The 22,158-nt window shown below is 35.9% G+C and carries 15 protein-coding genes; 1 reads left to right on the forward strand and 14 read right to left on the reverse strand.

The features are described 5' to 3' along the window. Window positions 1-186: 186 nt before the first annotated feature. The 3 genes from MKY08_RS19365 to MKY08_RS19375 form a co-directional block, all read right to left on the reverse strand. Window positions 187-2,139 carry an LTA synthase family protein gene (locus MKY08_RS19365; protein ID WP_069509647.1) on the reverse strand — a complete coding sequence of 651 codons (1,953 nt, stop codon included), beginning with the start codon at window positions 2,137-2,139 and terminating at the stop codon, window positions 187-189. 426 nt (window positions 2,140-2,565) lie between these two features. Continuing rightward, window positions 2,566-3,549 (reverse strand): bile acid:sodium symporter family protein, encoded by a 984-nt coding sequence (locus tag MKY08_RS19370; RefSeq protein WP_069509644.1) that lies wholly within the window; start codon window positions 3,547-3,549, stop codon window positions 2,566-2,568. 11 nt (window positions 3,550-3,560) lie between these two features. After that, window positions 3,561-4,952 carry an FAD-linked oxidase C-terminal domain-containing protein gene (locus MKY08_RS19375; protein WP_069509641.1) on the reverse strand — a complete coding sequence of 464 codons (1,392 nt, stop codon included), beginning with the start codon at window positions 4,950-4,952 and terminating at the stop codon, window positions 3,561-3,563. Between the two features lie 228 nt (window positions 4,953-5,180). On the opposite strand from MKY08_RS19375, the gene MKY08_RS19380 reads away from it, so the two are divergent. Next, the gene (locus tag MKY08_RS19380) at window positions 5,181-5,906 is read left to right on the forward strand and encodes a FadR/GntR family transcriptional regulator (RefSeq protein ID WP_024364482.1); all 726 of its coding nucleotides are present in this window, start codon (window positions 5,181-5,183) and stop codon (window positions 5,904-5,906) included. 205 nt (window positions 5,907-6,111) lie between these two features. Here the strand turns inward: MKY08_RS19380 and MKY08_RS19385 are convergent, their stop codons facing one another. From MKY08_RS19385 to gatC, 11 genes are all read right to left on the reverse strand, one after another. Then, window positions 6,112-6,966 (reverse strand): malate synthase, encoded by an 855-nt coding sequence (locus MKY08_RS19385; protein ID WP_069509638.1) that lies wholly within the window; start codon window positions 6,964-6,966, stop codon window positions 6,112-6,114. Between the two features lie 817 nt (window positions 6,967-7,783). After that, a complete protein-coding gene (locus MKY08_RS19390) occupies window positions 7,784-12,436 on the reverse strand; it encodes an AAA domain-containing protein (protein WP_069509635.1) in 4,653 nt (1,550 codons plus the stop codon). A gap of 171 nt (window positions 12,437-12,607) precedes the next feature. Next, window positions 12,608-13,972: a 23S rRNA (uracil(1939)-C(5))-methyltransferase RlmD gene (gene rlmD, locus MKY08_RS19395; protein WP_069509704.1), complete on the reverse strand. Its 1,365-nt coding sequence runs from the start codon at window positions 13,970-13,972 to the stop codon at window positions 12,608-12,610. A 107-nt stretch (window positions 13,973-14,079) separates the two neighbouring features. Next, the gene (locus tag MKY08_RS19400) at window positions 14,080-14,202 is read right to left on the reverse strand and encodes a hypothetical protein (RefSeq protein WP_256093130.1); all 123 of its coding nucleotides are present in this window, start codon (window positions 14,200-14,202) and stop codon (window positions 14,080-14,082) included. Window positions 14,203-14,214: 12 nt separating this feature from the next. Beyond that, window positions 14,215-15,240: a cytochrome d ubiquinol oxidase subunit II gene (locus tag MKY08_RS19405; protein WP_069509632.1), complete on the reverse strand. Its 1,026-nt coding sequence runs from the start codon at window positions 15,238-15,240 to the stop codon at window positions 14,215-14,217. Beyond that, window positions 15,237-16,583 (reverse strand): cytochrome ubiquinol oxidase subunit I, encoded by a 1,347-nt coding sequence (locus tag MKY08_RS19410; RefSeq protein WP_069509629.1) that lies wholly within the window; start codon window positions 16,581-16,583, stop codon window positions 15,237-15,239. The genes MKY08_RS19405 and MKY08_RS19410 overlap by 4 nt, the downstream gene beginning before the upstream one ends. 338 nt (window positions 16,584-16,921) lie before the next feature. Further along, complete coding sequence (locus tag MKY08_RS19415) at window positions 16,922-17,836, reverse strand: diacylglycerol kinase (RefSeq protein WP_069509626.1); 915 nt, start codon at window positions 17,834-17,836, stop codon at window positions 16,922-16,924. 112 nt (window positions 17,837-17,948) lie between these two features. Next, window positions 17,949-18,512 carry a thioredoxin family protein gene (locus MKY08_RS19420; protein ID WP_069509623.1) on the reverse strand — a complete coding sequence of 188 codons (564 nt, stop codon included), beginning with the start codon at window positions 18,510-18,512 and terminating at the stop codon, window positions 17,949-17,951. A 167-nt stretch (window positions 18,513-18,679) separates the two neighbouring features. After that, a complete protein-coding gene (gene gatB, locus MKY08_RS19425) occupies window positions 18,680-20,107 on the reverse strand; it encodes an Asp-tRNA(Asn)/Glu-tRNA(Gln) amidotransferase subunit GatB (protein ID WP_069509620.1) in 1,428 nt (475 codons plus the stop codon). A 1-nt stretch (window position 20,108) separates the two neighbouring features. Further along, entirely contained in the window at window positions 20,109-21,572 is a 1,464-nt protein-coding gene (gene gatA / locus MKY08_RS19430; RefSeq protein WP_025220652.1) for an Asp-tRNA(Asn)/Glu-tRNA(Gln) amidotransferase subunit GatA, read from the reverse strand. Between the two features lie 24 nt (window positions 21,573-21,596). Next, window positions 21,597-21,884 carry an Asp-tRNA(Asn)/Glu-tRNA(Gln) amidotransferase subunit GatC gene (gatC, locus tag MKY08_RS19435; protein ID WP_024364473.1) on the reverse strand — a complete coding sequence of 96 codons (288 nt, stop codon included), beginning with the start codon at window positions 21,882-21,884 and terminating at the stop codon, window positions 21,597-21,599. Window positions 21,885-22,158: the final 274 nt, after the last annotated feature.

Consider the following 22,158-nt stretch of genomic DNA (forward strand, 5'->3'; position numbering starts at 1 on the left):
AAGCAATAAAGTCATTATAATAGTATAACCTAGCTTTTGTAATTTATCTTCACACATAACTAGATTTTCACTTTTTAAAAATCCGGCAATACAATAAGCAAGCAGTGAAAAGGCAGTCCAAGCTAACGGTACAATATCATAATCTTCTTGATATCAAACACATTATCTTGAACTGCCTACTAATTATTATTTAGCTTCTGTACTCTCATCTTTGTTGTAATTGTACTTTGAAGGATCTACTGGCGTGTAACCTGTTGGTTTATAAAATCGCAGTAAATCACCATTCACTACTTTGTCAGATAAGCCTAATTTAAAATCTACTTCTTTTTTAATAGCTTGAGCTGCCTCTGATTGGCTATCATCTAGTGGTAATCCTGTTTTATTATCATAAAATTTTTCATTAATTGAATAAATCTTAGGACTCACAAAATCGCCATTTCTAAATGGCACAATTTCATTATGCTCTTCTGATAATAAGTCTGAGCCGAATTGAATAAAGTTTTGTGTATCAATTCCTAGTAAATGTAAAAGCGTTGGAAGCAAGTCTGTTTGACCACCATACGTATGGTTGATACCACCTTGCATACCTGGAACATGAATAAATAATGGGACACGTTGTAAATTAGCACTTTCATATGGTGTAATTTCTTTCCCAATAACTTGTTCCATTGCTGCATTATGATTGTCTGAAATACCATAATGGTCACCATAAAGAACAATCATTGAATTATCATATAAACCTGATTCTTTTAGTTGATTAAACATTTGTTCAATTGCTTCGTCGGCATAGCGTGCTGTTTGGAAATAGTTATCTACACTTGCATCGCCCGTATTCGCTTTATCAATTGTGACTAAGTCCTGATTCATTTTATACGGATAATGGTTCCCTACCGTAATTAATTTTGTATAGAACGGTTGTGGTAAGGAATTTAAAAAACTTTGCGATTGTTCAAAGAACGGTTTATCTAATAAACCATATTCAGCCATATTATCTGAAGAAGCTGTGTCATAATAACTTGCATCATAAAACTTATCGAATCCAAATGATTTATAAATAACATTTCGGTTCCAGAAGCTTCCGTTGTTACCGTGGAAAACAGCCGATGTATAACCATAATCTTTTAAAATACTAGGTGCTGCTTGATACGTATTTTGTGCTTTTGTAATATAGGCAGAACCTTGTGGTAATCCGAATAAAGAGTTTTCTAACATAAATTCTGCATCAGACGTTTTACCTTGACCTGTTTGATGGAAGAAATTATCGAAATACAATGTATGATTATCTTTTGCTAATGAATTTAAAAATGGTGTAACTTCTTGACCGTTTAATTTATAGTCAATTAGGAAGTTTTGGAATGATTCTAAGTGTAAATAAATTACGTTCATTCCTTTTGCTGCACCAAAATATTTTGCATTCGGATTAGCATAGTTCGATTTTGTATAGTTAATTACTTCGGTAATATCACTACTATCAGCCAATGCTCTTTGTGAGGAAGCTTTCATCGTTTCTACTGAGTCATAAATCGTATAGTTATACATACCTAAATATTTCACAATATAGTTTCTATCAAAACCTCGCGTTAATAGTTGAGGACGACTAGCCTCAGCTAATCCTAAATTGACAACGGATACGATTAATGCAAAAGCAATAATCGCCATTGCTTTTTTATAACCAAATGATTTTGTTTCTTTTGGAACTTTGCTTGAGAATCGTAGATAAAACATGACAACGACATCCACAAAGAACAAAATATCATAAGGTTTTAATAATGAAAGAATACTACCACCTAAATCGCCAAAGTTTTGCGTTTGGAAAATGGTCGGTAACGTAATAAAATCACTAAAAAATCTGTAATACACTACATTGGCGTATAAAAGAATTGACATAAGCGTGTAAATAACAAGCAGTAATGTATATCTTTTCTTTCCTCTAATTAAAAAAGCAATCCCTAAAAATAGCATTGCTGAACCTAGTGGATTTAAGAGTAATAGGAAATGTTGAAGTACTCCTTCTACACCTAAATCAAATTGTGCTGTTTGCGTGATGTATGTTTTCATCCATAACATGACGACAGCTACTATATATATCCCTAAAAAGCTGTTTAATAAGTCACTTTTTTTACTTATTAGACTTTTCATTTCTGCACCTACCTATTACTTATTAATTGAAATCTAGTGTTAGATTGTTCGTATAAAATTCGGAAATTATTACTTCACTATAGCTTTTTTTCGGTAGCTAATGTATAATACTCCCGTTTTTGTACTTCTGTCAAGTTGTTGACGATATTGCAAGAGAATAAGTTTCGTTTCTCTCTAGTTGTGCAGTTCCTGCCATAAAATCACCCTGCAAACGTTAGTTTTACTAACATTTACAGGGCAATTTAAGCCAAACTATGCTTTGTGTCTTCTTAAACATGATGAATAACTATTTATAAACGACCATACTAATTACTAAAATGGATTGCTCAAGTTTTTGATGTGATTGGAACGAGCAAAAAGAAGAACGAATTCCAGCAAAATTGGAATTCGTTCTTCTCTTATTATATTGATAACGTCTACCATCTTTTATACTTGTGTTTCGACGTTGCTTTCTTGTATTTTTTCACTAAGCTGATGTTTAATGTTTTCCGTTTTTTTCGACCAATACGTGGCAAGAATTGGACCAGAAATATTATGCCACACAGCACCAAGAACACTCGGCAAGGCAGCTAACGGACCAAAATGGGCAGTGGCTAATGCTACCCCAAGACCAGAGTTTTGCATCCCCACTTCAATGGAAATCGCTCTCCGATTACTTTCATCAAGTCCTAATAGTAGCGCTGTTAAATAGCCAAGCAGCAGTCCAAATGCATTATGAAGCATTACTGCCGTAAAAATAATAAACCCTGCCGATGCAATGCTATCAACATTGCCAGCAACAACTGCAGAGACAATAATGATAATAGCTACTACTGAGATAAGAGGAATGACATTAATGCTCTTTTCCACAATCTGTGGAGCAAATTTTCGTATGACGATGCCTAAAATAATCGGCAAAATAATCACTTGAATAATAGAAGTAAACATTGCCATTGGATCGACCGGCATCCATTTACCTGCAAGTAATAGTAGTATGAATGGTGTGGCAATTGGTGCTAATAACGTTGAAAAAGAAGTCATCGTAATGGATAACGGTACATTGCCCTTCGCTAAATACACCATAACGTTCGAAGCAGTCCCCCCTGGAACTGAACCGAGAAGAACAAGCCCTGCCGCTAATTCTGCGGGTAAGTTCATGATATAGGCAATGGAAAAAGCAGTCAGCGGCATAATAAGATATTGAGCACAAACACCAATAATAACGGGCACTGGATTCGTTAAAATTAATTTGAAATCAACCGCTTTCAACGTTAGTCCCATACCAAACATAACGATGCCGAGCAATATTGTAATATAGCCCCCAAATAGTAAAAATGGGTCGGGAACGATAAAAGCAATAACAGCTATGCAGATGACCCATAGCGCAAAGTATTTTCCAGCTATCGTACTAATCGCTTCTAATATTTTCATATTCCCACTCCCTATTTCTTTATTTTTAATATTTTATTTGGATTCAACAGTGCATCCGGATCAAGCGCTTGTTTAATCTTTTCCATCACAAGCAGTGCTTTCCCATGTTCTTTCTCTTGGTATTTCTGTTTCCCTATACCGACACCATGCTCTCCTGTACAAGTTCCCCCTCGTTCAAGCGCATACATAACAATTAATTCATTAAATTCATCCGCCTTTGCTATTTCATTAGCATCCTGCATATCAATCATTAAAAGAACATGGAAATTGCCATCACCGACATGTCCAACAATCCCCCCTGTAAGGGCAAACATATTCAGTGTTTTTCTCGCATGTTCAATAGCCCCTGCTAACTCAGAAATCGGTAAACAAACATCTGTCACCATCAGTTTTTTTCCTGGATGTCCATGGACATAGGCGTAAGCTAAATTATGGCGAGCTTCCCATAGCTGATTTCGCGCTGCATTGTCAGTCTCAAAATCTATATTTTGACAATTATGCTCTGCTACAATTTCTTTCATAAAATCAACGTCTTGCTTTAAACCAGCTTCATTTCCATGAAACTCTAAAAATAAAGTTGGTTGCTCCTCATAAGCTGTTTTACTATGCAAGTTCACTTGTTTCATAGAAGGTTCATCAACCAGTTCGACTCTTGCGATTGGAATTCCGGCCTGTAAAATACTAACGACTGCTTCGACTGCATCATTGACTGTTTTGAAAGATGCTCGAGCAGCCATGACATATTCAGGAAGTCCATAAACTTTTAGCGTCAATTCCGTAAAGCAACCGAGCGTTCCTTCAGACCCTACAAAAAGACCGTTCAAATGAAAGCCAGATGAAGATTTTTCCGCTAAATTACCGGTATGAATAACCGTACCATCTGACAGCACAACTTCTAAATCTCGAACTTGATCGCGCATTACTCCATATTTAACAGATGTTGTGCCACTCGCATTTGTCGCGGCCATTCCACCTAGTGTTGCATCTGCCCCAGGGTCCACTGAAAAAAACAAACCGTATTTTTTTAACTCTTTATTTAACTGCGAACGCGTTACCCCTGGTTGAACTTTTACGAGAAAGTCCTTCTCCCTCACTTCTACTATGTTGTTCATTTCTGAAAAATCAATGGTAATCCCTTGTTCATAAGGAATTACATGTCCTTCTAAGCTTGTTCCTCTGCCAAATGGGACAATTGGAACTTTGTATTGATTTGCAATAGTTAGTATGTGACTCACTTGTTCAGTTGTTGTTGGAAACACAACGATATCTGGCAAACTAGCTTGATGATAAGATTCATCACTACTATGTTGTTCTAATATTGTTTGATTAATCGTTACTTGGCTTTCTGACAGAACACCTTGTAGCGCGCTCACCAATTGTTCATTTGTTGCACTTGCTATCATTTTATTCTCCCCTTCTTTTCTCCCATTTTCCCAAAGTCATGAATGATAAATAAATAGGTTATACCAATCTTCATAAATATTAAAATTGGTCCAACCATTTTTTATTATACTTAATATTCAGAAAATATCAATAATTAATAATTTTCTTTCATTGCTAACGAGGTAGGAATTCTGTATGATTAAAGCGTTTATACTTTTACTATGTAATTGAGGGGAAGGACATAGGAAATGCTGCAACCAAAGAAAAAAGCTTATCAAGTTATTGTAGATCAAATACAGGAATATTTTTTAAATGGAGAATTACAGCCTGGAGAAAAACTGCCGACGGAAAGAGAATTAGCGAGTCGCTTTAATGTAAGTCGAACTTCGGTTAGAGAGGCACTGCGAAAGCTTGAAATAAAAGGAATTATAGACATTAAACAAGGCAGTGGCAGTTTTCTGAAATCACCTGAATGCCATTCATTAGGACAAGAGCTTTCCTCTACCATTTTAAAAACAGAAAAAAAACTTATTTATGAAATGCTAGAGCTTCGCCAAACACTTGAAGTAGAATGTGCCTTTTTAGCTTCACAACGGGCCACTTCTGAAGATTTAGAACGAATTGGGCAAGCATTGGAAATGATGAATCAAGTTAAAAATGACGTGGAACTAGGCATTCAAGCTGATTTAAGCTTCCATATTAATATCGTTCTCGCTGCTCACAATTCAATCTTCTCGCAATTATTCCAAACCCTTAGCGAACATATGCAAGATACAATCCGTGTGACCCGAACACAGCGCTTGAAAGATTTAGACCGTACGCAAGAAACTATAGATGAACATAAAGAAATTTACTTGGCCATTGCAGCCGGCGATGCCAATCAAGCCAAACAACTAATGGAAAAGCATATTAAACAAATCCGAAGAGAATTGACCGCCTCCCTTTTCAATCATATTGGCGAACAACATAAATAAACTACATCTACTCAATAAAAAAGCCACGGATTGATATTAAATCCTTGGCTTTTTTGACAAAAACTAAAAATACATAAATCAGTAGATCTTATTTATATTTCATACAAAAAAAAAACGAATCCCATTAATAAGAATTCGTTTTTGATAAAAGATTGTATAAAAACATGTCAGTTCCCTGTCATTCTTATTATCTTTGGGATAACGTCTAAATACGCAATAATGTCCCATTCGGCTTTGGTAAATCATGAGCTGTTATCTGATTCATTTTACAAAAATGTTTTAAAAATTGTTGTGCAAGTTCTCGTTCTGTTGGTTCACTTTTCAATGAAACGATATCAAGTAAAATTTGAGCCATCCATAAATTATCAAAATAACGGTATTTACCTGTATTCCATGTCATTTTGTTAGGGTATTTTTTATCTATATAATATTTCCAAAAAAGCAGCTGATTCGATTCCTGTTCTGTAAGTTGGAGTCTGTATTTTGAATGGGCCGGAATATTCCCATCTTCACACAGCTTACCGATAAAATCTTCATTCACCATATAGACACCTAAAATACGTCTGTCTTTTTCTGACATGCCGGAATCTAATGCTGTTAATAGGACAGCGCTATTTTGGTGCATGCGGTTAGGTTTGTTTGGCTTTCCTTTGTTATTACCACTTTTTATAGCGCTTAAAAAAACCTTCCACTCTAACAAAGAACTAGTCTGTTCTTCTGTGTCACATTTAAAAACCATTTGAGATTCTGGATGCAGTTTATGATGTTTCATCAGTTTTTCGTGTTCTAAGCGAAGTTTTTGGTTTCTTCGTTGCAGTTTTTTTTCTTCTTCCTTCCTCATTTCTTCTTCCTTACGTTCAATTTCCTTTTTTTGTATTATTTTTTCAATTAACTGAGCATCACTTTTATCATGTAATTTTAAGTACTTTCCAAATACATCAGGAAAAACAAACATTTTATTTTCTGATGCAAAATGTATTTCAATAATGGACTCATTATGTTTAACGATACTACCCATGCCAAAACGCTTATGTGTAACTTTTTTATTAATTAGATTCATTATTCTAGTCCTCCTTATGGAATAAAACCTCGGTTACTATTAGATAGTCAATTAATTATTTAATTCAACTACCTACCTCAAAAAGCCCACATAACTGTTTTTTTCTTCGTCTTAATAAGGGATATTAAAAAAACGTATCCAAATTCTATCTGCAAAAAAGGTCAGCGGAATTCGAAATACGATTTAAAAAAACAATTATAAGACTATTATAACATTTTTTTAAAAAATCACAAACTTATTGTTGACAACATATTTTATTATGAGGTAAAATTAAAAATTATTCTCTAAATCCTCATGAAATTAGAGTCTTATAAAAAGTCACAAAGCTTCTGAAAAGCCCCTATAAAATGCAACTGATTTCCGGTGTTAAGCATAGGAAATCTTCATAAAATAAATCATATAAGTAGTTCCTTTCCTAGAAAGAACGGGAGGAAATCTATGTACTAATTCTATAGGCTGAACATTCACATTTCCCAATTAATTTCCATATAAAAAAGACCCCAATTTCGCAAAAGTTATTTGCAAAATCAAGGTCTGTATTGAAAATATCTACTTTTTCAAGTTTTATAGGAATGCTTTTAAATTTTTCGAATCAATCAATAATTAGATGTGTCCCCTGTATATTAAGCTAACGCCAACCACGCAACTGCCTCGCAATGTGGTGAGTGCTGAGCGTGGACATTTTAAAAATCAGGATGTAGTAGAATCACCTTAAAATAATAATAACTCATCTGTATCATCAATATTACTTCAAAATTTCACTTGTAAAATCTTGTTTACCTTATAAATCGTATTACAATACATCAGGTTTACAATTTTATATCGAAATAACCCACACAGACATGCCTTCTGAAATATCCAATCCATCTTGATAAAATGTAGTTTGAATACCTTTAGGTAGGATATATTCTAGTTCTCTTTGTAACAGCCTTGAACCTACCACATAAAGCTTATCTGTTAATGGTCGGTCCTGTAAAACTTCAAAACCTTCCATTCGTAATAATTTTTTCACATGATTATAAAGTTCGGTTTGATTACTAGCACAGTCAGTTGCAACAATACCTGCTGCTACTTCTTTTGTTCCTAGGTCGATTTGTTGCTCTGCTGTTTCTACAAATGGATAAATACCCATTTCTTCTAATGTAGCCCATAACGACTCCAAAGCTTTTTCTTGATTGTGATAATATTTACTTCCCAATATACGCCAAAATCTCCAGCCCGCTCGTTGTAATATCTTCTCTCGTTGGAAGTCTCGTTCTGTGTCTTCAGGTGAAGTATGCCAATAGTCTCCGTCACATTCAACCGCTAATCTTGTTTTTTCACCTACAACTACTAAGTCAATACGATAGCCATTCACTTGATATTGCGGGATGACCTTATATCCTTTAACTGTAATAGCATCAAATACACTTTTTTCGAATTCACTTTCGCATAACATACGATTCGACTCATTTTCTTCCTGTATTGGATTTGCTACATAAGACAATAGCTGGTATCGTAAACATTCTCGATTAGAAATATCATTTATCGTAATAGAATGCATTAACCATAATTGATCTTTAGCTCGGCTGGCTGCAACATTAAATCTTTGACGAGCACTTTCACTAGTTAATGCTGTTATACGTTTTTCACCTTTTGCTGCTACCATTGAAAGGAAAATAACATCCCTTTCATCTCCTTGGAAACTATAGGCATCGCCACATATAATATGGCGTTCCTCCATCACTTCTGCTCCTATTGTTTTCAATAATTTATTTTGAATATACTTGGCTTGTCCGATACCTAGTAATGAAATAACCCCAAATGTTTTACCTTCATACTGAGGATTTTCAAGACACCTTGTTATTTCTTCAACAATTGCATCAGCTTCTACTTCATTCAGTGCATTTTGCCCTGTTCCTTCACGTACACCGTGTGGTAAATATTTAGTCTTTATTGGTTCCAGACGATCTGCTGGATATTGTCGTAAAGGAATTAAAGGCCTGTCACTATAAGAAATTAAATTAGAAAATCCAATAATCTCCGGCATACAACGGAAATGTTCACGAAGCGTTATCGTATCTTTAAACATGATGTAACATATATCGAAAAATGAATTTTTAATATTTAAGTCAAACCCAAAATCAAAATCAATTTCTTTAAAATATCTTGTCTGTAACTTCTTCACATCATCTTCGTCAATGCCTATTATTGTTGGACTAATTTGTTTATCGTCTCCTACAATAATCATTTTCTTAGCAATATATTTTAATAGCAATGCTTCATGCCAAGACTGACTCGCTTCATCAATAATTACTACATCAAATAAATTAGGTTTAATTTCAAAATTATCGAATACTTGATTCATTGGCATAATCCAGGCCGGAATTGCCCCCATACATTTTTCCATATGCATTTGTGCTTCCATTTGATATCTCGCAGCATTTTTACCTGTACCTTTTCCGACATTTTTAACAGATTTCATCCATGCTTTTAAATGTTGACTTTGCAAATCATTCATTGACTTCAACATATTAATCCATGCTTTTGTAGAACCAATTTCAATGATTGTCTGCTTTATTTGCATTTCAAGTTCATCATATTTTTGGGATAACACTTGTTCATTCCGTAACAAGAATGCTTCCATCCAATTTTTCACTTGTTTATGAACAAAGGCTTTTTCCCATTCTAAAAGTCGTTTTTGCCATACTGTATCATCCATAGATTCAATAAAGTTAGTACCCACTAATGGTGAATGAGCTACTAACTTATTTTTAAGCTCGATTACAGTTTCATCACGTTTCTTAACTTCTTGATATAGTACATATTTTTCCCACACTCTCTGTACTAAATCACTATTTCTTGCACGTAAAGCATCTAATAACTCATTATATAATGAGTGTGTTTTGTCTGTTATAACTTCTTCAATAGATTTACCAATATCATTAAACTTAGTGTTCATCTGTAATAGTTGCTCTTCTATTTGAACAATTTGGATATTATTTTTTAATTGTTCAATAAAGGATTCATCAAAACCATTTGGCGAAATTACTTCAAATTTATTTAATACGCCTTCTCGCCATTCATGTATAGCATCTATAATATTTAATTGTTCAACAATGGACTGCACTTCCTGTTTTAATGTTACCGGCTGCATTAAATGTTCATCTATAAACAATGGTACTAATAATTCTTTTAATTTCTGTTTTGCACTTTCTTGTAAGACAAATTTATTTAATAGGTAAATTTGTTCTGGTGTTTTTAATAACTTAGCGTTATAAGTTATAACGCTAAGTTGATCTTTATATTGTTTTACAACTTTCGGCTTAATTAAAAATTTACCTAAATTACCGCCTTGATCTAAGTGATTTGTTAAATCCGCGGTCATAACTTTCAAAGTTGCTAATGAAATATCTTTTACATCAAATAAGGATGCTTCTACTTCGTTTTCATATTGTAAATATGTACTTATTGCATACTTTAATTGCTCGTTATACTCTTTCCAATTCATTCCTCGATTAATAAATACATCGTTTAAAGTATTTCCTAAAGCTGGATATGTTTTAAATAATAGTGACTGCTTCAAAGAACTATATCGTTCAAATTCGGTTAACAACTCCGACTGTTGCTCATATGTCAACGATTGCGTTATTTCGATGAGGCTTTCATTTTTGGCTATTTCTAATTCTTTTAGATTTTCAAATAAACGTGATTCTTCATTAAATAGCGATTCAATGTTTTGGATTTCGTTTGCGATAGATAAATTCGGATAATCAAATATTTTATATTCATCAACTATGTCTTCAAAAGTAGCATTAAGTTGGATAATCCCTTGAATTAATTTCTTTTCTAATTGCCAATAATCTTCTGATGTATCTAGAGTGACATTTGATGTATACCATTTATATTGATCATCTAATGCATGAATTTGCTTTACGATTTGCTGCGCAGTACCTGCATACGATTTTGAAAAATGATGTTCATATGTTTCTTGTTCTCTAATTTCGAGCAATTCGGTTTTCGTTTTATTTAATATTCCTTTTAATTGCTTCAGCTGTTGTTCCTTTTGTTCAACAACTAGCTCTTTCTCCCTTAAATCAAATCGTTCTTTATTTACCGAAATGGTGCTTACTACTTTTTCTAAGTCTTTAATGGAGCTAGAATCACCACCTAAGTAACTTACTGTTAATGCTTGTAAATCTGTAGGTAGCTTGCTTTTTAAGACACTTAACGCTTTAGCTGTTTGACTTGTAATTAGCACTCTGTTCCCTGTCGATAATAAGTGTGCAGTTAAATTCGCTATCGTGTGAGTTTTACCTGTTCCTGGAGGCCCTTGAACTAAAACATTGTCCTTGTTCGATAAGGATTTAATAATTCGTTCCTGCTCTTCATTCGACGGAAGAGGAAAATAAAATGGATTGCTTTTTGGTAACGTCACTTCATCATTTTCAGTCACTTCATATTCGTGAATTTTGCTTTTTTCCACTTGTTTATAATTAAACATATTCGCTAAATTGGCTGGCACCTTTACACTATCATCACTTAATTGTTGAACTGCAACTTCACATGCATTTTGAAAGCTTTTTTGTGTTTTCTTTCTTACTATAAATGCAGGGCTATTGGATATTAGCAGCGATGCACCATCTTTTATACTAGGAATCGCTAAAGAATCATGATATTGACTACGAGAATCTAAAGCATTAGCAACCGTCTTTAATATCGCTTCCATTTGCGACATGACGCTTTGTTCTTCATTGATTTCATTAATCAATTGTTGAACTTCATTGTGATCCGCTTTTTGTAACTGATTTTCAAGTGATAGCATATCTTCTTCATATTCAATTGCAAGACCTTTCGCACCATCTTCAATAATAAAAACTGCCTTCTCTTTATCAAAATGCAACTCTACTTTGTTAATTAATACATGCCTCTCAACGGATTGCTTCGGCAGTTTCCACTGTAACAATCCTACTCCTACAATTAACTCAAGTGATTCAGCATTAGTTTGCAATAATTGATGAATCTTAAATAATCTATCATATAAATCCTGAATCTTTTTAACACGTTTTGTTTCTTCAACATGTTTTTCCCATATATTCTCAATAAATTCTTCACGTGCTTCTCTTAAGTTTGGAAATTCATCAATTGTTATCTCAACTATTTCAATTTCTTTATCATCATTTACAACTTGTTGATTTTTCACATCAATCTTTTCGTACGTAAGATTATAAAAATTAATATTTATCCAATCTTTTAATTCATTAGGAAGTACCGGCTCTTTAGGCTTTATAGGCTTTTTGACCGTAAGCCAATTACTAGTATCACTTCTAAAAAAGTCTGTTGTCTCTTGTTCATTTGGAATATCTTTTTCAATCCAAATTATATCCTCATAACTTCGGTAAGAAGATATAGGACGCTGCTTTAACCTCGATAAATCATTTATGTATTGAATTAAATTCGCTGCTTTATTATTAATTGTTAAAGTCTCCAACATTTCTCCCCCTTAAATTAGGTAAATTAGATGATATTACTTTACATAATTTTATAACGTTTCTATTATACATCAAATAATAAATACCTATTTCCTGTGATTTAAAAGCAAAAAAGCAGTTCGGACAATCTCATTAATATTAAGATTGTCCGAACTGCTAAATTTATTTTATTAAACCAACTCCAACCGAGCTACAGCCTCACAATGTGTAGAGTGCGGGAACATATCAACTGGTTGTATTTCTTGTGTTTTGTATCCGCCATCTTCTAAGATGCGTAGGTCGCGTGCGAGTGTGGCTGGGTTACATGATACGTATACGACTCGTTTAGGACGCTGCTCTAAAATTGTTTGTAAAAGGGCTTCGTCGCATCCTTTACGTGGTGGGTCGACAACTAGGACATCCGCTTCTTTGCCCTCTTTATACCAGCGTGGAATAACTTCCTCTGCTGGGCCTGCCTCGAAGTACGTATTGGTAAAGCCGTTCAGCTCTGCATTGCGTTTTGCATCTTCAATAGCTTGGGGTACGATTTCAACACCCATCACCGCTTTTGCTTTTTGTGCTAGGAATAAAGAGATGGTACCGATGCCGCAATAGGCATCTATGACACGTTCATGTCCTTGTAAATCAGCATAGTCAAGCGCTTGCTTGTAAAGCACTTCGGTTTGCTGCGGGTTTACTTGATAGAAAGAACGTGCTGAAATTTCAAAGCGTACATCGCCGATAGCGTCAATAATGACGTCTTTGCCCCAAAGGTTAATCGTTTCATCACCAAAAATAACGTTTGTTTTATCGCTATTGATGTTTTGCATAATGGATGTAACATTTGGTACTAGCTTTACTATGCTCGCTACAGCGGCTTCTTTTTGCGGGAATTTTTTCTTTTTCGTCACAAGTACAACCATGACCTCACCTGTTGCACGTGCTGTACGGATTACGACGTGACGTAGCATGCCTTCATGTGATGCCTCATTGTATGGTTGCATGCCGATAGCTGTTAATTCTTTTTTGAGACCAGAAAGAATTGCGTCCGCCTCGCCTGTTTGAATGAGACAACGATCCATATCGACAATCGTATGCGATTTTGTTTTGTAAAATCCAGCAATCACTTGACCGGCGTCATTTGTGGAAAATGGAATTTGGGCTTTATTACGATATTGCCATGGTTCCGCCATCCCTTTCACAGGTAAAACAGGTGCGTCGATTTTGCCTAGACGTTGCATAACATTGCGCACCATATTTTCCTTCCACTTTAACTGACCTTCATACGATAAGTGCTGTAACTGACAGCCCCCACATTGCTTGAAATAATCACAAGGTGCTTCTACTCGATCAGGTGAAGGCTTTAAAATATCCAAGACTTTTGCAAAGCCATAATTTTTTAATGTTTTTAAAACATGTACTTCTGCTGTTTCATTCGGTAAAGCCCCTTGAATAAATAATGGATAGCCGTCGACTTTTGCGACACCATTGCCATCATGTGTTAAATCTTCTATATAAACTGTTAGTTGGTCATTCTTTTTTACGGGTGCTGACATTCGTACATCCTCCATTTCAATCTCCTTATTGTAGCATGTGATAGCGGAGGAAAAAAGAACAAGGCTTGAATTTATAAGGTTGTACTAATTTTGCTAAAAAAGAGCCGCTATTCGCGACTCCCTTTTTTATTTTTTCTTACATAATCATCTTTTGGTGCCCACCAAAACATAATTAAGATACTAATAATGACGACTATAAATGGCGCATAAAATATTTCGATTTGTTCCATACCTATATCCCCCTATGCATGATGGTCTTCTTTTCCTGTCACGTAATTTTTGTTGAATAGGAATAATTTCAACAATAAATAAAGTGAAGGCAGAAGCAAGCATAATCCTAAAATAAAGACGATGACTAATGCAACGGCCATTTGCGTGCTTGTGAAGCTATCGTAAATTGTTAAATACGGATACAGTAAATATGGATATTGTGCAATGCCATAGGCGAAAAATGCTACCGCAAACTGAGCGATTAATAATCCTACTGCAAGACCGTAATTTTTTCGCATCCATAGTAATATCACTGTAATGATAAATAATACGGCGGAAATAGCAAACATCCACCATAAATCAACCATATTCTGATAGCTTTCAGGGTTAATGGATTTCATCTCATACATAATACCAAGTGCACTAATCATTAAAGGCGCTGCCCAAATAAGGGCGTATTTTCGCATTAAATTTGTAGCCTCTACATCGGTTGCTTTATGTGCATACCATGTTAAAAATACTGCGGATATATAGAGAACTGCCGCTATACTTAATACGACAATACTCCAAGCAAATGTACTTGTATATAATGTCCAATAATTTAATACAGGTTGCCCTTCTACAATGTCTACATAACCACCACCTGCAATAGCAAAGACAACAGAGAGCGATGCTGGAATTAATAAACCTGATACGCCATATGTCAGCGTGTAACCAATATGGCCGCGTGCACCGTACGCCTCAAATGCATAATACGACCCTCGAATTGCCAGTAACACTAATGAAATGCTGACTGGAACAAGCAAGATTGTTCCATAGTAGAAGGCGGTTTGTGGAAAGAATCCTACAATCCCTACAAAGAAAAATACTAAAAAGACATTTGTTACTTCCCATACAGGCGATAAATAACGCTTAATAATATTGGTTATGACATGATTTTTTCCAATAAGTAAACTGTAAGCATTGAAAAAACCTGCCCCAAAATCAATAGATGCCACCATCACATAACCGAAAAGGAATATCCACAAAACTGAAATTCCTAAAACCTCTAATGTCATATGATGTCACCGCCCTTTTCTGTATGTCGATCTTCAATTTCACGTTCAATTGGATTCTTTTTAAACATACGCACTAATACGACTGTACTTCCTATTCCAAGTACGGTATACACACCTGTAAATAACAGCATCATCAAATCTACATGATCGCTCGTTGTAGCGCCGTCTGGTGTGCGCATAATACCGTATAATATCCACGGTTGACGTCCAACTTCCGCAAGCCACCAACCGGCTTCAATCGCAATAATTGACAGTGGTGCACCTGCAACAATAATCCATCTAAACCATCGAGTATGAATAAAGCGCCAACCACGGGGTTTTCCTACTACGTAAAGGAAAGACACTAATACCATAAACATGCCGATAAAGACCATGATATTAAAAAGATAGTGTATATAAAGCGGTGGTCTGTCTTCTTCCGCATATTGATCTAAACCAATGACTTCTGCATTTGGATTATTGCGTGCTAGTATACTTAAAGCATAAGGAACCTTGATGGCGTATTTAACTTCTTCGCCGTCCAAAACACCGAACAAAATCAAAGATGCTTTATCTGTTGTTTCAAAATGCCATTCAGCCGCTGCTAATTTTTCTGGTTGGTATTCCGCTAAGTATTTACCTGAGAAATCGCCTATAATTGCTGCAGCAATGGATGAAACTAAACCGATTTTCATCAATAAAAATAGAGACTTTTTATGGTAAACATGATCTGAGCCTTTGAGCATACGGTAGCCTGCAATGGCTGCCAAGACGAATGCTGATGTCATATAGGCTGTTACAAGAACATGCGCAACTTTTGTTGGCATGGCTGGGTTAAACATCGCTAGAAATGGTTGAATATTTACAAGCTGTCCGTCCACAATATCAAAGCCTTGAGGTGCATTCATAAAGGCATTTACCATTGTTATAAAGACAGCTGACATAGATGCACCAACTGCAACAGGTATTAGGAGTAACATATGCTTTTTCTGGCTATCAAAGCGATCCCATGTATATAAATAAATTCCTAAGAAAATGGCTTCAAAGAAAAATGCAAAGGTTTCCATAAAGAGCGGTAATGCTATCGTTTGCCCTGCAAGTTGCATAAAATTCGGCCATAGTAACGATAATTGCAATCCAATAGCTGTTCCTGTTACGACTCCTACAGCAACGGTAATGACGAAACCTCGTGCCCAACGTCGCGCCATCAAAATATAATGTTCATCATTCTTTTTATATCCAGTCCATTGTGCGATCATGATCATTAACGGCACACCGACACCAATCGTTGCATAAATGATGTGGAATGATAACGTAAGCTCCGTTAACGCACGACTCCAAAAGACTGCTGATTCATTAATCATCTCATTGCCCTCCTAACTTCCAAATATTCTTCCAAGTATGGAAAGTAGCATGATAATTGCAACACCAAAACTTAACCAAATAAGCTTCTTTTCCTGTGACTTATACAACTGCACCACTTCCTTTCCCTTTCCCATACCCATATTTTCCACTATTCCAACGAAAAAAACCTTTATAATGGTCCGATATTTCGGCCTATTATAAAGGTTTCAAATTTTGTTCAAGTAATATACGCACATTTGCCAAACATTTTTCTTAATTCGTTCACAACCCTTCATTATATGGGAATAAAATACAAAAAGCGTAAATTTATAAAATAAAATTTACGCTTTTTGTTAATCTAAATACGGTCTTCCTCACGAATATCTTCAATTGGGACAAAAATTTCAATATGGCGCTTTAAGTTTTCAAAAGTCGCAGGCGCATCTCCACCATATTCACCATCTAAATTTAAATGAACTTCACTATCCGTCGTTACTTTTACGACACTTGCTTTTTTATAAATAACACGATCATCCTTTAAATGTTCGCCTCGTAAAGCCATTGCTGCAAGTTGAATAAATTCTGGCAAGCTTACTTTTTTTAATACTAATAATGTGAAGTATCCATCGTTTATGCTCGCATCTGGTGCAAGCTTTTCAAAGCCTCCTACTGAATTCGTTAAGCCACATAAAAACATCATGGCATCGCCATCGAATACTTCACCATCATATTCAATACGCATATGTGATGCCTTAATAGATGGAATCATTTCAACTGCTTTTAAATAGTAGGCGAGCTGTCCAAGCATTGTTTTCATTTTGCTAGGTACTTCGTACGTTAGCTCTGTAATACGTCCTCCAGCAGCAATATTGATGAAATAGCGTTCTCCATTTAACAATCCAACATCAACTGGTAAGGTATCGCCTTTAATAATAATATCAACAGCTTCATCAATATTTCGTGGTATATGGACAGCACGTGCAAAATCATTCGTTGTCCCCATAGGAATTAGACCAATCTTCGGACGTTTTTCGAATTGGCCTACACCAGAAACAACCTCATTTAACGTCCCATCGCCACCAACTGCTATGATAATATCAAATCCACGTTCTACTGCATTTTTTGCTGCCTCTATTGCATCACCTTCACAAGTTGTTGCGTGACAAGATGTCTCATAGCCTGCTACCTCTAGTTTCTCCAATACTTCTGGTAGATGCTTTTTAAACACTTCTCGCCCAGATGTAGGATTATAAATGATTCTTGCTCGTTTCATAACATACCTTCCTGCTTCATAAGATTCTAATACTTTCAACGAATTTTTCGTTGAAATGTTGCACTACTATTACTACGCCAGCCCAAACACCACTGTCGCTAAGTAAAATGTTTTATTTTTGTAATGCTGCTGTTACATGTTTTTTGAAATCTTCATATACATAAGTCCAATTTGTTTTGTTGGTAATATTGTCTTCACGAATTTCAGCGTAAAGCGATTTTTGTGCTTCCTCAAAATTCGGGTCTTCTTTATCTGGCAACGTCGCTCTTTTGTTCACAACAATGTCCTGTAACTCTGGCGCACGTGGTCCCCATTTACCTATCACTTGTCCTGACTCGTTTAATAAAATATACATCGGAATCGCGCGTCCACCATTTGTTAAATAACGGTCGATTAAATCCGTATCTGCATCACGGAAAACTGTGCGCATATCTAATCCTGCTGCTTCTGCAACACGACGAATAATTGGATTATTTAGCATTGCATCCCCGCACCAATCTTCTGTAATGGTTAAAATTTTTGGTTGCTTGTCCTTCAGTAACGTTACAAAACCATCGTTTGTTGGCACTTCAAAACCATCATAAATTACAAAGCTATCTTCTTTTAGCGTCGTCATCTGATCCATATATTGTTGAATTGAAATGGCTTCTTCAAAATATTGTTGCTCAGTTTTCATATACTATCCCCTTTTTAAGTGATGTGATTGTTTCTATTCTATATTTTGCTATGAATACTCATTTTAGACAACTATTAAGTGCTACTTTTTGTTAGTATGTATAGTCTTTCCATTTAAAAAGTCAAGAAAGTGAAGACACTTTCTTGACTCATTGTAATAGCAAAAAATTAGCGTTTAGCAATTTCTTGTTGTAATAATTTATTAACCATTGGTGGGTTCGCTTGGCCTTTTGTCGCTTTCATAATTTGACCGACTAAGAAGCCAATTGCACGATCCTTACCATTTTTAAAGTCCTCGATTGATTGTGCATTGTTATCTAATACTTCTGTAACAATTGCTAATAAGGCACTCTCATCTGAAATTTGAACTAAACCTTTTGCTTTTACGATGTCATTAGCTGAACCGCCGTTTTCTACTAATTCAGCAAATACTTTTTTACCGATTTTAGAAGAAATTGTACCGTCCGTAATTAACTTCACCATACCAGCAAGGTTTTCTGGTGTTAACGCTGTATCTTTAAGATCCTTTTGTTCAGCATTTAAATAAGCTGAAACATCGCCCATTAACCAGTTAGCTGAAAGTTTTGCATCTGCACCATCAGCTACCATTGCTTCAAAGAAATCTGAAATTTCTTTAGAAATAACAAGCACGCCCGCGTCATAAGGTGTTAAGCCTAATTCTTCAACATAGCGTTTTTTACGAGCATCTGGCAGTTCAGGAATTTCTGATTTCACGCGCTCTAACCATTCATCGTCGATTGACAGGCGCACCAAGTCAGGCTCTGGGAAGTAACGATAATCATCTGTTCCTTCTTTCACGCGCATTAAAATTGTTTTACCTGTTTTTTCATCAAAGCGACGTGTTTCTTGATCAATCACGCCACCTGAAAGTAATACGTCCGCTTGGCGTAACTCTTCGTGCTCAATCCCACGACGTACGTAGTTGAATGAGTTCAGGTTTTTAAGCTCTGTTTTAGTACCGAATTCCTCTTGACCATATGGGCGAATCGAAATGTTGGCATCACAGCGCAGTGAACCTTCTTCCATTTTACAGTCTGAAACATCTGTATATTGGATAATGGATTTTAATTTTTCAAGGTAAGCATACGCTTCATTTGCTGTGCGAATATCTGGCTCAGACACGATTTCTACAAGCGGTGTCCCTTGACGGTTAAAGTCAACAAGTGAGTGGTCACCAGCATGCGTTAGTTTACCAGCATCTTCTTCCATATGAAGACGTGTAATACCGATACGTTTTGTATAACCATCTACTTCAATATCAATCCAGCCGTTTTTACCGATCGGCTTATCGAATTGCGAAATTTGATAAGCTTTCGGATTATCAGGATAGAAATAGTTTTTACGGTCAAATTTTGTTTCTTGTTCGATTTCCATGTTTAATGCTAGTGCTGCACGCATTGCGAAATCTACAACGTTTTTATTTAAGACAGGTAGGACACCAGGGTAACCTAGGTCGATTACTGTTGTGTTTGTATTTGGTTCAGCACCGAAGTGAGCTGGCGCTGGCGAGAAGATTTTTGAGTTTGTTTTTAACTCAACGTGTACTTCTAAACCAATGACTGTTTCAAAGTTCATGTTATTTTCCCTCCCAAATTTGAGGAACTTCTTTATGGAACGCAGTAGCTTGCTCGAACGCATGCGCTACACGGTAAATTGTTGCTTCATCGAAGTATTTACCGATAATTTGCAAGCCTAATGGTAAACCATTTTCAAAACCACATGGAATTGAAATTGCTGGTACACCTGCTAAGTTCATAGGAATTGTTAAAATATCGTTGGCATACATCGTCATCGGATCATCTACATTTTCACCAATTTTAAATGCTGGTGTTGGTGCAGTAGGTCCAATGATTACATCAAAGTCTTCGAATACTTTGTCGTAGTCTGCTTTAATAAGTGTACGTGCTTGTTGCGCTTTTTTGTAGTAAGCGTCATAAGTACCTGCGCTAAGCGAGTATGTTCCTAGCATGATACGACGTTTTACTTCATCACCAAAGCCTTGCGCACGTGTTTCTTTGTAAAGGTCCATTAAGTTCGTCACGTTTTCAGCACGGAAGCCATAACGGATCCCATCGAAACGAGAAAGGTTTGATGAAGCTTCAGAAGAAGAAAGGATATAGTAAGCTGCAAGCGCATATTTAGAATGAGGAAGTGATACTTCTTCTACTGTTGCACCTAAGCCTTTTAGTACTTCTAATGCATCCAGTACGGATTGACGTGCTGCTTCGCCAACACCTTCACCTAAAAATTCTTTTGGTACAGCAATACGTAAGCCTTTGACATCGCCAGTTAGTGCTGCTGCGAAGTTTGGTACTTCTACATTTGCTGAAGTTGAATCGTTAGGGTCTAAGCCTGAAATGGCTTCTAGTAGAAGCGCATTGTCTTCAACATTACGTGTAATTGGTCCGATTTGGTCTAATGAAGAAGCAAATGCCACAAGTCCAAAACGAGATACACGACCATATGTAGGTTTCATCCCTACGACACCGCAATATGCTGCAGGTTGGCGGATTGAACCACCTGTATCTGAACCAAGTGAAAATGGCACTTCGCCTGCTGCTACTGCTGCTGCAGATGCACCTGATGAACCACCTGGTACGTGGTTTAAGTTCCATGGATTTTTTGTTGTTTTATAGTATGAGTTTTCATTTGAAGAACCCATTGCAAACTCGTCCATGTTTAATTTACCGATTGTAATCATGCCCGCTTCGCGTAGCTTATTCACGACAGTTGCATCGTATATTGGCATAAATCCTTCAAGAATTTTAGAAGCACATGTTGTTTCTAAGCCTTCTGTTACGATATTGTCTTTCACGCCAATAGGAAGACCAAAAAGTGGTCCACGTTTTTCAAATGGTACTTTGTCCATTTCAGCTGCTTGTGCAGTTGCTTTTTCTTCGTTTGAAGCAAGGAAAGCTTGTACATCGCCGTCAAGCTTTGCCACTCGTTCATATGCTTCTTTTGTTAAGTCAGCGATTGTTAGGTTACCAGCTTTAATATCAGCTTGTAGCTCCTTTGCTGAACGTTCAAATAACGTCATGAGGAATCCTCCTATGTTTTAGTATTACATGATAGCTGGTACTTTTACTTGACCATCTTCTTGTTCTTTTACATTTAACATCATTACATCGCGGTCTAAACCTTTTGTTGCCACGTCTTCACGCATTACGTTTACTAATGGTAAAACGTGTGTTGTTGGTTCAACATTTGTAGTATCTAACTCGTTTAACTGCTCTGCAAAGTCAGTAATTTTCCCAAGTTGCTCAGCAAATTTTTCCGCTTCTTCTTCTGTAATTGCAAGACGTGCTAAATTCGCAACGTGCTTAACCTCTTCTTTTGTTAATTTTGCCATTGTTCACACCTCCGAATACTATCCAATTCATTGTTTTTATTGATAACAATAGGGTTGAATAAAGTTAACCATGCCCATTATCATAACATTTTTCCTACTAAAAATCACAACTTTCACCAAAAATATAGAAACTTTCACTACTATGACAAAGTGTTGTCTTATGATGTCTGCTATTGTTGAAATGGACAACATCATCCATAGCGGATTTCCGTACTCTAAGGTCCTCATTGCAATAAAGAGCAACAAATACCATTGGATATTAGCACATTAAAAA

Origin of the sequence: Lysinibacillus sp. FSL M8-0337 (genome assembly GCF_038593855.1) — a bacterium.
GTDB classification, from domain to species: Bacteria; Bacillota; Bacilli; order Bacillales_A; family Planococcaceae; genus Lysinibacillus; species Lysinibacillus sphaericus_D.